The organism is Photobacterium sp. WH77 (assembly GCF_022014395.1).
GTDB classification, from domain to species: domain Bacteria; phylum Pseudomonadota; class Gammaproteobacteria; order Enterobacterales; family Vibrionaceae; genus Photobacterium; species Photobacterium arenosum.
Map to the genome: position 1 here is coordinate 128,314 of NZ_JAKLTE010000005.1, position 12,679 is coordinate 140,992.

Here is a 12,679-nt window from a genome sequence, read left to right on the forward strand (position 1 = left end):
GTTGCCTGGCTCACAGGGAATGCCATTTTCCTTTTCAGGGTGATAACAGGTCTGTAAACTGTTGCGCGGTCTGAAAATAAAAAAATAACGCATTCTGCCTTACAGCCAGTTAGGGATAGATGACTTACAACGAGGTCAATAATGAGTAAAGAAATTAAAGCCCAGGTCGTAGTTCTAGGCTCAGGTCCTGCCGGTTACTCTGCCGCTTTCCGTTGCGCAGACTTAGGTCTGGAAACGGTTCTGATTGAAAAATACAGCACTCTGGGTGGCGTGTGTCTGAACGTGGGTTGTATCCCATCGAAAGCACTGCTGCACGTGGCGAAAGTCATCGAAGAAGCTAAAGCCATGGCCGATCACGGCGTGGTATTTGGTGAGCCACAAACCGATATCAACAAGATCCGCATCTGGAAAGATAAAGTCATCAACCAACTGACCGGTGGTCTGGGTGGTATGGCGAAAATGCGTAAAGTGACTGTCGTGAACGGCTACGGTAAATTTACCGATCCGAACACTATCGTTGTAGAAGGCGAAGAAGCCACTACGGTGAAATTTGACAACGCTATCATCGCAGCCGGTTCCCGTCCGATTGAACTACCTTTCATCCCGCATGAAGATCCGCGTATCTGGGACTCAACAGACGCGCTGGAACTGAAAGAAGTACCAGAAAAACTGCTGGTCATGGGCGGCGGCATCATTGGTCTGGAAATGGGTACTGTGTATGACGCACTGGGCTCTCAGATCGACGTCGTTGAAATGTTTGATCAGGTGATCCCTGCGGCAGACAAAGACATCATCAAAGTCTTCACCAAGCGTATCAGCAAGAAGTTCAACCTGATGCTGGAAACCAAAGTGACTGCGGTTGAAGCGAAGGAAGACGGCATTTACGTGTCAATGGAAGGCAAGAAAGCACCGGCTGAGCCTGTTCGTTACGACGCGGTTCTGGTGGCGATCGGCCGTACACCAAACGGTAAGCTGATCGACGCTGAGAAAGCGGGCGTGGCGGTTGATGAGCGTGGTTTCATCAACACCGACAAGCAAATGCGTACCAACGTGCCACACATCTTCGCGATTGGCGATGTGGTGGGTCAGCCAATGCTGGCACACAAAGGTGTGCACGAAGGTCACGTAGCGGCAGAAGTGATTGCCGGTAAGAAGCATTACTTCGACCCGAAAGTGATTCCTTCAATTGCTTATACTGAGCCTGAAGTTGCCTGGGTGGGTAAGACAGAGAAAGAAGCGAAAGCAGAAGGCATCAACTACGAAGTTGCTACTTTCCCATGGGCCGCTTCTGGCCGTGCGATCGCGTCTGACTGTGCTGACGGCATGACCAAGATGATCTTCGACAAAGACACTAACCGTGTTATCGGTGGTGCTATCGTAGGTACTAACGGCGGTGAACTGCTGGGCGAAATCGGTCTGGCTATCGAGATGGGTTGTGATGCCGAAGACATCGCACTGACTATCCATGCTCACCCGACTCTGCACGAGTCTGTGGGTCTGGCTGCGGAAGTGTTCGAAGGTTCGATCACTGACCTGCCAAACGCCAAAGCGAAGAAGAAAAAGTAATTTTTTACCTTTTCTGACTGCATGAAAAAAGCGCCCTTGAGGCGCTTTTTTACGTTTCGAACCAGAGTAATGGCATTCGGTTCCTCCCTCCTCGTAGAGGGAAACGCCAGGAAAAGGAATTCAGGCTCGCTGTTTTTGTTTCTCCCCCTCGTAGAGGGGGAGGTGAGAAGGGAGTGTTCTGGACACGGCGCTTGAAGGCATGCAGATCTGATTACTGTTTAAAGCTGCTGACCATACGCTCCAGACGGAGCGACAAAGCGTGCAGATTCTGACTGGACGTGACCATCTCATTCGCCGTGTCTGAGGTACGCTGGGTATTCTCGTTGATATCTTCGATATTGATGTTGATATCAGACACAACGGTGGACTGCTCCTCGGTTGCGGTGGCGACCTGGGTGTTCAAATCGGAAATCTGCAGGATCTGATCGTTGATGAGCAGCAGTGCTTTGGTGGCATCATCAGCGGCCTGGGTGCCGGCTTCGGTTAATTGCTGGCTGTTCTGCATCGCCTGGACGGCGTGTTGCGCTTCCTGCTGCAGGCGGTTAATCATGGTCTGGATTTCATCAGTTGAGGCCGCAGTGCGGCTGGCCAGGTTACGTACCTCGTCGGCGACCACGGCAAAGCCCCGTCCTTGTTCGCCGGCCCGCGCAGCTTCAATCGCGGCATTGAGTGCCAGCAGGTTGGTCTGCTCGGAGACGCCGCGAATCACTTCCAGAATACCGCCAATGGCGACGGTATTATCTGCCAGTGTCGCGACCACTTTTGCCATGTTGTGCATATCGCCGGCCAACTGTTCAATGCTGTCCTGGGCGCTCTGGACCACTTGCTGACCATTGCTGGTGGCCGAGGTGGCCTGCGAAGCGGATTCCGCCGCATAAGCCGCATTACCGGCAATCTCATTGACGGTGGCGCCCATCTGATTAATGGCTGTGACCACCTGCAGGGTACGATCACGCTGATTCTGGCTGTGATCCAGTGTGGCTTGTGCCTGAGCAGAGACTTGCTCGGCGGCCTCACGGAGCTCTGTGCCCGTGGCAGCGACGTCGACAACCAGTGCATGGATCTTGCTGGCAAAGGCATTGAAACCATTGGCCAGTTCAGCAATTTCGTCTTTACCTGACACAGGAATGCGTCGGCTCAGATCGCCATCACCTTCGCCCAGTTCGCGGAAGGTATCAGCGGCCTGGCGGATCGGCCGGGTGATGGTCTGGCTCAGGTATACCGCCAGGCCAATAAATGCCAGGGTGGTCAGGACAGCCAGAAGCATCACATAATTGCGAGTCTCATTTAACTGGGCAAACACTTCTTGTTCAGGCACCTGAGCAATCACAAACCAGTCCATCGCCGGAATATAGCTGGAAGCCAGCAGCAGCTTCTGACCCTGGTAATGGGCGGTAAACAGATTGAAAGGGCTCTTTTCCAGTAACACCCGGCTGTCGGAACCAAAGCGATCGGTAAAAGGCGTTTTTTCCGGGTTGCGGTTGTTCGGATCAAGCTGCACCACGCCGCGTGCATCCGTCAGTACCACAAAGCCGGTTTGCTCCAGTTTGAACTGCGAGAGCAGATTAGCCATATCATTGAATGAGCGGGAAAAGCCGGACATTCCTGTGCCGTTCAGCTGCTGGTAATTGACAAAAAGTTTCAGCTCACCGTTCGCTTCCCTGAACACCTGGGTCATTCTTGACTTGTTGCTATCACGGAAGTTGTAGAACCAGCTATCCTGAGTACGATTCAGGCGGCGCAGGAATCCGTTCTGGTTCCAGTAATCCCCGGTTTCCCGGTTGGCAATAGAGGCATCGTTCAGACCATACTGGCGCTTGAGGCTGTTGAGCTGGTCAATAAGCTGCTGTTCGTCGTCGGCGCTGACAGGCTGCGCCAGCAGGTTTAGCATGGCCGTATTGTTTGCCAGCTGTTCAGTGGCGTTTTGCAGCAGCCTGACTTCTGATTCCACTTGTCCGCTGAACTGGGCCAGCCGGGTAGGCAGTTCATTGCTGAGCAGTCGCGACTGAATAATGTCCTGCGAGGTGCTGAGACTGAGGTAACTGACTAATGCGCTTGAGGCAATGACGGCTATGCTCATTGCCAGTGTAAGTTTTTGCCTGATGGAAAGCTGCTTGAGGTTCATGCATCAATTCTCTGTTGCTACCGGGATTTCTGCGGTATAAGTGTGCGAATTAATTGTCTTTTTTAGCCGGTGTCACCCACATCGGCTCAGTGATCAACATGGTGTTTTTAAAGGGATGTTTCGTTTTTTTGCATTATTTATTGTGATATCGGCCGTATTTACTTCAGCTTTAGTGAAAGCGGAGCAAAAAAATGCTGATCGCCTGAAGGTCGGACTTGTCCTCGGCGGTGGCGGTGCCAAAGGGGCGGCCCATGTCGGGGTGCTGAAGGCGCTGGAAGAGCTGCAGATCCCGGTGGATTACATTGTGGGGACCAGCATGGGCGCTTATGTCGGGGGCTTGTATGCATCGGGAATGAGCGCCGATGAGGTTGAAGCCATCCTCAATACCGTGGACTGGGAGTCGGGTTATGAAGACAGGGTGCAGCGCAGTGAGCGGCGGGTTCGTGAAAAGCAGCAAGAGGACAGGTTCCAGATAGTCATGGATCTGGGGTTTAAATTCTGGGAGATCAAAGTGCCGAAAGGGTTTGTACAGGGACAAACCATGGGCGAGATACTGCGTACCACATCCGGCAATTTGCCCTGGATGGTCAGCTTTGATGCCTTGCCTGTACCATACCGTGCGGTTGCCACTGATATTGAAAATCTTAAACCCGTTGTGTTGTCCGGCGGCGATCTGGCCGAGGCGATGCAGGCGAGTATGTCTGTTCCCGGTTTGCTGCCACCTGTGATGCTGGAAGGCAAATTACTGGTGGATGGCGGCATCACCAATAATCTGCCCATTTCTGTGGTGAAGGAGATGGGCGCCGATCTGGTGATCGCGGTTGATATCAGTAACGATTTCAAAACTGCCGATGAGCTGAGCGACTACCTGGTGGTCATGGATCAGCTGACCGATTTTATGGTGCGGGATAATTCTGCCCGGCAGGAAGCACAGTTGTCCGATACCGACCTGTTGCTGCGTCCTGATGTCCGGGGCATCAGCACCACAGACTTTCACCGCATGCCGGAAGCCTTTGACAGCGGTTATCACAGTGTTCAGGCTGTGCGCTTCCAGCTGTCAGAACTCGGCAACGCCAGTATTTATCAGACATATATTGATTACAAACAGACTGCCCGGCGCGAGCTGGAATTTTTGGAAGAAGGCCGGATCGACGAAATTGAATTGCTCAACAACAGTCCTTATGCCGATGAAGTCCTGTTAGAGCGGCTGCAACTGAAACCCGGCATGAAGGTAAATACCGAGCAGCTGGAGCAAAGTGTGCGCGATCTGTATGCGCTGGACAGGTTTGAACGGGTAGATTACAGGTTTGAGCGTTTAGGCAATCGCCATATATTGATTTTTGAAGTGAAGGCCAAAAGCTGGGGGCCCAACTTTATCGACATGCGCTTCGCCTTAGAAGATGATTTTGCCAATAATACCGACTTCTCCATTGGGTTGGGGTTAACGGCGACCGGCCTGTCAGAGAAAGGGGCTGAATGGCGCAACGAGCTCGAATATGGCTCTGATAAGCGTATCGCCAGCGAACTGTATGTGCCTTTTACCAGCGATCAGGAATGGTTCGCCGTGATGGGTATCGACTACGATGTAACCAATACCCATGTCGCTGTTTCGGGGGAAGAACCGAGCCTGAAGAACATTGATGATTTTCTTGCTGCGCGCTTCATTGATGTGAGTATCGACAGCTCACTGGGGTGGCAGCCTGCCCTTTGGCAAGAGTTCAGGCTGGGTTATCTGTTTGGCAATGGAGAGACACAATTTCCCGGTATTCTGAATTTGGGCGATCAGGATCGCAGCAGCCGGCGTCTTTATCTGAAGTACAACCTTGATACCCTGGACGATTTCACCCTGCCGAACAACGGCCACTTTTTTCTCGCCGAGATTGCCTCTTCGGATGACAGTGTGCGTTTTCAGGGTGAACACAGTGCAGACACATCTTTGCATTTCGATTTGGGCTGGAAGGGAGCGTACACTTTTGGCCGCCATACCTTGATGGGCAAGGCGGAATACGGCAACGTGCATTCCGATGAGGATTTACGACTAGATCCCAAAGAGCTGGGTGGTTTCCTGAATCTATCCGGCATACCGAAAAACAGTTTGTCGGGTAACAATAAAGTATTTTCTGCCCTGGTGTACCGATACCATCTGCTGGATAACGACTTTGGCCTGTTTAACTCAGCGGTGTATCTGGGGGGCTCTGTCGAATGGGGCGGCGTGTTCAATAATCCCAATCTTTCTGTCTCAGAAATACCGGGATACTATGCAGGTAGCATATTCACTGGTATTACTACGCCATTTGGGCCATTCATTCTGGCTTATGGCAGGACGGAAGAAGATTTAAGTTCTTTCTATCTGTTTTTTGGAGGAGCCCTGTAATACTGGGATTTTTCCTGTTTTGTGAATGTTGTAAAAGTCCGCCTGATTTTAATGTTTAGTTAAAAATGGTATGCTCCGTAACCGGTTTTGGTCTCTCCTGCACGTCAAAAAGGTCTGAATCAAGTCAAGCATAATGCGTGCGTGATAACCGGAGAGGGCAATCACTTCCAAGGATGTTTAGCCGGTTGGCTAAACCGAAAAATGAGGAATATGTCGTGCTTGAAGCCTACCGTAAACACGTCGAAGAGCGTGCTGCTGAAGGGATTGTCCCTAAGCCTCTGGATGCCGAGCAAACTGCTGCTCTGGTTGAACTTCTGAAAAATCCACCTGCAGGCGAAGAAGCCTTCCTGGTCGACCTGCTGGAAAACCGCATCCCGCCAGGTGTTGATGAAGCTGCATACGTGAAAGCGGGCTTTCTGGCCGCGATTACCACAGGTGAAGCGACTTCTCCCATTGTCAGCAAAGAAAAAGCGGCTGAACTGCTGGGCACCATGCAAGGTGGTTATAACATTGAGCCCCTGATCAGCCTGTTAGACAATGCCGAACTGGCACAGATTGCGGTGAAAGCCCTGTCTCATACGCTGCTGATGTTCGATGCTTTCTATGATGTCGAAGAAAAAGCAAAAGCCGGCAATGAATTCGCCAAGCAAGTGCTGCAATCCTGGGCGGATGCCGAGTGGTTCCTGTCTAAGCCTGAACTGGCTGAAAAAATTACCCTGACTGTTTTTAAAGTCACCGGTGAAACCAATACCGATGACCTGTCGCCGGCGCCTGATGCCTGGTCTCGTCCGGATATTCCTCTGCACGCGCTGGCGATGCTGAAAAATGAACGTGACGGCATTGAACCGGATCAAGCCGGTTCAGTTGGTCCGGTGAAACAAATTGAAGCCCTGAAAGAGAAAGGGCATCAGCTGGTTTACGTCGGTGATGTGGTCGGTACGGGTTCATCCCGTAAATCGGCGACTAACTCCGTACTCTGGTTCATGGGCGATGATATTCCGAATGTCCCCAATAAGCGCGCTGGCGGTTATGTACTGGGCGGTAAGATTGCGCCTATCTTCTTTAATACTATGGAAGATGCCGGTGCACTGCCGATTGAAGTGGATGTGACGGCGCTGAACATGGGTGATGTGATCGACGTTTACCCATTCAAAGGTGAAGTGCGTCGTCACGGCAGTGATGAAGTGGTCTCTACCTTCTCGCTGAAAACCGACGTGCTGATTGATGAAGTGCGTGCCGGCGGCCGTATTCCGCTGATCATCGGCCGTGGTCTGACTGACCGTGCCCGTGAGTGTCTGGGCCTGGAAGCGTCGACGGTATTCCGTCGCCCGCAGCCAGTGGCAGATTCTGGTAAAGGGTTTACCCTGGCTCAGAAAATGGTTGGTAAAGCCTGTGGCGTTGAAGGTATCCGTCCGGGCACCTACTGCGAACCTAAGATGACCACAGTGGGCTCTCAGGACACCACAGGTCCTATGACCCGTGATGAGCTGAAAGACTTGGCCTGCCTGGGCTTCTCTGCTGAGCTGACCATGCAGTCATTCTGTCACACCTCGGCTTATCCTAAGCCAGTTGATGTCAACACCCACCATACGCTGCCTGACTTCATCATGAACCGTGGCGGTGTATCGCTGCGTCCTGGCGACGGTGTGATCCACTCCTGGCTGAACCGCATGCTGCTGCCTGATACTGTCGGTACCGGCGGTGACTCGCACACCCGTTTCCCTCTGGGAATTTCGTTCCCGGCCGGTTCTGGTCTGGTGGCGTTCGCTGCGGCAACCGGTGTGATGCCGCTGGATATGCCAGAGTCTATCCTGGTGCGCTTTAAGGGCGAAATGCAAGAAGGTATCACGCTGCGTGATCTGGTGCATGCCATCCCTTACTACGGTATCAAACATGGTCTGCTGACCGTAGAGAAAGCCGGTAAGATCAACGAATTCTCCGGCCGCGTGCTGGAAATTGAAGGTGTTGAGCACCTGACGGTTGAGCAGGCTTTTGAGCTGTCTGATGCCTCGGCAGAGCGCAGTGCGGCGGGTTGTACAGTAAAACTGTCGCAGGAGTCTGTGGCTGAGTATCTTGAATCCAACATTGTGATGCTGAAGTGGATGATCGCCGAAGGTTATGGTGATCGTCGAACCATTGAACGCCGTATTACTGCGATGCAGGAATGGCTGGATAATCCGTCTCTGATGGAAGCAGACAAAGACGCCGAATATGCTCACGTGATCGAAATCGATCTGGCTGAGATCAAAGAGCCAATTCTGTGTGCGCCTAACGATCCGGACGATGCACGCCTGCTGTCTGAAGTGCAGGGTACGGAAATCGACGAGGTCTTCATCGGCTCCTGTATGACTAACATCGGCCATTTCCGTGCCGCCGGTAAGCTGCTGGATAAATTTGGTGGCCAGCTGAACACGCGTTTGTGGGTGGCACCACCCACTAAGATGGACCGTGATCAACTGACTGAGGAAGGTTATTACGGTATCTTCGGTCGTGCCGGTGTTCGTATTGAAACGCCGGGATGTTCGCTGTGTATGGGTAACCAGGCGCGTGTGGCTGATAAAGCAACTGTGATGTCGACCTCTACCCGTAACTTCCCGAACCGTCTGGGGACAGGTGCCAATGTGTACCTTTCTTCAGCTGAGCTGGCAGCGGTGGGTGCTATCCTGGGTCGTATCCCGACTGTGGAAGAGTACATGGAGTACGCCAAGCAGATTAATGCAACGGCAGCAGATACTTACCGTTATCTGAACTTCCACCGTATGGGTCAGTACACTAAGCGTGCGGATGAAGTGATTATCCAGGCTGCGGTGTAATCATACCCGACCAGAATAGATGCTTGTGAATAAGACAGGGAGCCAGTGGCTCCCTGTCTTTTTTTGTCTTTTTATCCTTATGTCTTTTGTGTTGCGCTACGTTTCGCCGTGTGCCTTCTAAGCCTGTGGCTCGGCAAGGTTGTGAGACTTCCCACACACGCCTTATAGGCAGTTCATAGCGGCTTCAGGTTGCATTTTTACCGGGTTCCTGACAAGGTGCGCGGCGGAATTATTCCGTCTTCCTTCACTGAATGCAGTATGCGGACAATAGTTAAGTAAGATGGCGCCTGACGGCAGACACCAATCACTAATCACAATAATAAAGGGCAGGTATGGACTACGAATTTAAGAAAAACATGCTGGATGGCAGCTATCATGTGGTTTTTTCTATGGGACATGAAGCGCTTGGCCGCTGGCTGGTGGAAGAAGTGCAGGCTGATGAGGCAAAGATAGCCTTGATTCTGAATCAACTTGGTGCATTAAAGGGTACGACGAGCGAGTGGCGGTTAAGCGGGGAAGAAATGACACTGATCCTGGAGGATAACGAAGCCATTGTTCAGGCTAATTATTTGTTTTTTCAAGATGAAGAGCAGCTTGATGAAGACATGAGCCATTATGACGATGAAGCGGTTTCCTTGTGTGGATTTGAGGATCTTGAGCAAGTCTTGCATGCTTGGCGTGCATTCACTCGCGGACGATAGGCGTCAGATTCAGTGTAAATTCCTGCTTTGCTTCTTTTCGGGGAATTAACCGCACCACTATGGTGCGGTTTTTTTGTGCAATTTTTATGTTTGTTAATTAAGTTAATGTTTATTAAAGTTTTTTAAAGTTGGCACGAAGCTTGTTTATTAATCTGTGTATGTTAGGGATGCACAGGTTTAAGGAGCAAGGTTAATGAAACTCATCAATGCAATAATCAAACCTTTTAAGTTGGATGATGTGCGTGAAGCGCTGGCGGACGTTGGGGTTGAGGGGATGACCGTTTCTGAGGTCAAGGGATTTGGCCGTCAGAAAGGGCACACTGAACTATACCGCGGTGCGGAATATCAGGTTGATTTTCTGCCTAAGGTCAAGCTGGAAATCGCCACTCAGGCGGAGAACCTGGAAATCATTCTTGAGGCGATTACCAAGGCAGCACACACCGGCAAAATCGGTGACGGTAAGATTTTTGTTTACGATCTGGACCATGCGGTACGTATCCGTACCGGTGAGACAGACGCAGAAGCATTATAACAACGAGATGTGATAAGAGGACGACAACCATGGAATTATCAACAACGGTGACAGAGCTGCGTTACGCGCTCGACACATTCTTTTTCCTGATCTCAGGCGCCCTGGTCATGTGGATGGCAGCGGGTTTTGCCATGCTGGAAGCCGGTCTGGTGCGCTCAAAAAACACCACAGAAATTTTAACTAAAAACTTTTGTCTGTACGCCATTGCCTGCACCATGTACCTGATTGTGGGTTATAACATCATGTATGTGGATAACGGCGAAGGTGGCTGGCTACCTTCATTTGGTACCTTATTCGGTACTCAGGCGGAAGGGGCTGACCACTCGCTGGAATCTGACTTCTTCTTCCAGGTGGTCTTTGTCGCGACAGCCATGTCTGTGGTCTCAGGGGCTGTGGCCGAACGCATGAAGTTGTGGGCATTCCTGGTATTCTCAGTCGTTCTGACAGCTGTTATCTACCCGGTTGAAGGCTACTGGACTTGGGGCGGCGGCTTCCTGTCAGCCGCTGGCTTTAGTGACTTTGCCGGCTCAGGAATTGTGCATATGGCGGGTGCGTCTGCGGCACTGGCTGGTGTGTTGCTGCTGGGAGCCCGTAAAGGCAAATACGGCAAAAATGGAGAAATCCTGCCAATTCCCGGTTCAAACATGCCGCTGGCGACCCTGGGTACTTTTATCCTGTGGTTTGGCTGGTTCGGTTTCAACGGCGGTTCGCAACTGATGATTTCCGACTTCGAGAATGCGACGGCTGTGGGTAAAATCTTCCTCAACACCAATGCTGCAGCGGCTGCAGGTGCTATCGCCGCATTGGCAGTGTGTAAAACCACCTGGGGTAAAGCTGATTTGACCATGATTCTCAATGGTGCACTGGCGGGCCTGGTGGCGATCACCGCTGATCCGCTGTCTCCATCACCTATGTCAGCGGTTATTATCGGTGTGATTGCCGGTGCACTGGTTGTCTTTAGTATCATCGGTCTGGATAAGCTGAAAATCGATGATCCTGTCGGTGCGATTTCAGTGCATGGCGTGTGCGGTTTCTTCGGCCTGATGGTGGTACCGTTCAGCAACACAGATGCCAGCTTTGGTGCTCAGTTACTGGGTGCGGTTGTTATCTTCGCCTGGGTATTTGGTGCGAGTCTGGCCGTATGGGCCATCCTGAAAGCTACCATGGGGATCCGTGTTAGCGAAGAGGAAGAAATGGCCGGTATGGATTTACACGACTGTGGCATAGATGCTTACCCTGAGTTTGTCAGCGTGAAGTAATTGCTTTAAAGTTGAGCTAATTCACATAATTATCAAAAACGCTGCCAGCAGGCAGCGTTTTTTTGTGTTCATTTGTTTCAACACATTGTTGACTGAAGCAGCTACAGTATAATTGAGCGATACTGATAAACGTTATCATTCATTTTTGTATTAAGGGAATGCTCAATGAAAAAACTGTTAGCTTCTGCTGTATTACTGGGGTTGTCGGCACCTCAAATGGTTCTGGCTGCCGAAGAAGTCAACGTCTACTCTCTGCGCCAGCCGTTTTTAATTGAGCCGATGCTGAAAGAATTCACAGATGAAACTGGCATTAAGGTCAACGTAAAATTTGCCAAAGATGGCATTGCTGAAAAACTGGCTCAGGAAGGCGAATACAGCCCGGCCGATGTGGTTCTGACCGTTGACATCAGCCGTCTGGCAGAATTGAGTGATAAAGGCCTGGTTCAGGCCGTTGACAGTGAAGTGATCGACAAGAATGTCCCGGCTCAGTACCGCGACTCTGACGATGAGTGGTTTGGCTTGACGTTACGTACCCGCAGTGTGTACTCGTCCAGAGAGCGAGTCGGTCGTCTGCCAGCAAGTTTTGATTATCTGGATCTGGCGAAACCTGAGTGGAAAGGCAAAATCTGCACCCGTTCAGGTAAGCACCCTTACAATATTTCTCTGGTTTCTTCGATGATTGCGCATTATGGGGAAGCAGAAACCAAAACCTGGCTTGAAGGGGTAAAAGCGAACCTGGCTCGTAAACCTCAGGGTAACGACCGAGGCCAGGTGAAAGCGGTTAAAGAAGGCCTGTGTGATCTGGCAATCGGCAATAGTTACTATCTGGGTAAAATGTTAAGCGATGAAAACCAGAAAGCGTGGGCAGAAGCGGTTTACATCAATTTCCCGGGTCAGCAGGCTAACGGTACCCATGTCAATATCAGTGGTATGGCGATGGCTAAGCATGCGCCTAATAAAGCCAATGCTCAGAAACTGATGGAATTCCTGACATCAGACAAAGCCCAGCACATGTACGCTGATGTGAACTTTGAATACCCGGTTAAAGCGGGTGTCGAGCGCTCTGAGCTGGTGGCGTCCTGGGGAGATTTCAGTGCTGATACTCTGCCTCTGGAAAAGATCGCTGATTATCACAATGCAGCAACCAAATTGCTGGATGAAGTACAGTTTGATCTGTAAGTAGAAGAAAAACAGGGGTCGGTAGGCCCCTTTTTATCGATTGTCTGGTATCTTTGGGGGCGTTTTTTTTCGCGAACCGCTTGGACGCATGTGTTGCCCCTTCGTTGGGCAAGGCTTCTCTCGTGTCAGC

General features: G+C 51.2%; 8 protein-coding genes. 7 read left to right on the forward strand and 1 reads right to left on the reverse strand.

The window, feature by feature from the left end:
• Positions 1-141 precede the first annotated feature (141 nt).
• A complete protein-coding gene (lpdA, locus tag L6J37_RS07060) occupies positions 142-1,566 on the forward strand; it encodes a dihydrolipoyl dehydrogenase (RefSeq protein ID WP_192015800.1) in 1,425 nt (474 codons plus the stop codon).
• A gap of 211 nt (positions 1,567-1,777) precedes the next feature.
• Here lpdA and L6J37_RS07065 read toward each other — a convergent pair whose 3' ends face one another.
• Entirely contained in the window at positions 1,778-3,691 is a 1,914-nt protein-coding gene (locus L6J37_RS07065; protein WP_192015799.1) for a methyl-accepting chemotaxis protein, read from the reverse strand.
• Positions 3,692-3,806: 115 nt separating this feature from the next.
• Here L6J37_RS07065 and L6J37_RS07070 point away from each other — a divergent pair, with 115 nt between their 5' ends.
• From L6J37_RS07070 to L6J37_RS07095, 6 genes are all read left to right on the forward strand, one after another.
• Positions 3,807-6,065, forward strand: a complete 2,259-nt coding sequence (locus tag L6J37_RS07070; RefSeq protein WP_237794644.1) for a patatin-like phospholipase family protein — start codon at positions 3,807-3,809, stop codon at positions 6,063-6,065.
• 215 nt (positions 6,066-6,280) lie between these two features.
• Positions 6,281-8,878 carry a bifunctional aconitate hydratase 2/2-methylisocitrate dehydratase gene (acnB, locus tag L6J37_RS07075; RefSeq protein ID WP_237794709.1) on the forward strand — a complete coding sequence of 866 codons (2,598 nt, stop codon included), beginning with the start codon at positions 6,281-6,283 and terminating at the stop codon, positions 8,876-8,878.
• A gap of 332 nt (positions 8,879-9,210) precedes the next feature.
• The gene (locus L6J37_RS07080; RefSeq protein ID WP_192015797.1) at positions 9,211-9,579 is read left to right on the forward strand and encodes a YacL family protein; all 369 of its coding nucleotides are present in this window, start codon (positions 9,211-9,213) and stop codon (positions 9,577-9,579) included.
• Between the two features lie 193 nt (positions 9,580-9,772).
• Positions 9,773-10,111, forward strand: a complete 339-nt coding sequence (locus tag L6J37_RS07085; RefSeq protein ID WP_120513354.1) for a P-II family nitrogen regulator — start codon at positions 9,773-9,775, stop codon at positions 10,109-10,111.
• A gap of 29 nt (positions 10,112-10,140) precedes the next feature.
• Entirely contained in the window at positions 10,141-11,370 is a 1,230-nt protein-coding gene (locus L6J37_RS07090) for an ammonium transporter (protein ID WP_237794645.1), read from the forward strand.
• 165 nt (positions 11,371-11,535) lie between these two features.
• The gene (locus L6J37_RS07095; RefSeq protein ID WP_237794646.1) at positions 11,536-12,549 is read left to right on the forward strand and encodes a Fe(3+) ABC transporter substrate-binding protein; all 1,014 of its coding nucleotides are present in this window, start codon (positions 11,536-11,538) and stop codon (positions 12,547-12,549) included.
• The last annotated feature ends 130 nt before the right edge of the window (positions 12,550-12,679 follow it).

Bases quoted from the DNA above. Each gene is read 5' to 3' on its own strand.
- L6J37_RS07065 (WP_192015799.1), bottom strand. From the start codon at position 3,691: ATGAACCTCAAGCAGCTTTCCATCAGGCAAAAACTTACACTGGCAATG.
- L6J37_RS07090 (WP_237794645.1), top strand. From the start codon at position 10,141: ATGGAATTATCAACAACGGTGACAGAGCTGCGTTACGCGCTCGACACA.
- L6J37_RS07085 (WP_120513354.1), top strand. From the start codon at position 9,773: ATGAAACTCATCAATGCAATAATCAAACCTTTTAAGTTGGATGATGTG.
- L6J37_RS07070 (WP_237794644.1), top strand. From the start codon at position 3,807: ATGTTTCGTTTTTTTGCATTATTTATTGTGATATCGGCCGTATTTACT.
- L6J37_RS07080 (WP_192015797.1), top strand. From the start codon at position 9,211: ATGGACTACGAATTTAAGAAAAACATGCTGGATGGCAGCTATCATGTG.
- L6J37_RS07095 (WP_237794646.1), top strand. From the start codon at position 11,536: ATGAAAAAACTGTTAGCTTCTGCTGTATTACTGGGGTTGTCGGCACCT.
- lpdA (WP_192015800.1), top strand. From the start codon at position 142: ATGAGTAAAGAAATTAAAGCCCAGGTCGTAGTTCTAGGCTCAGGTCCT.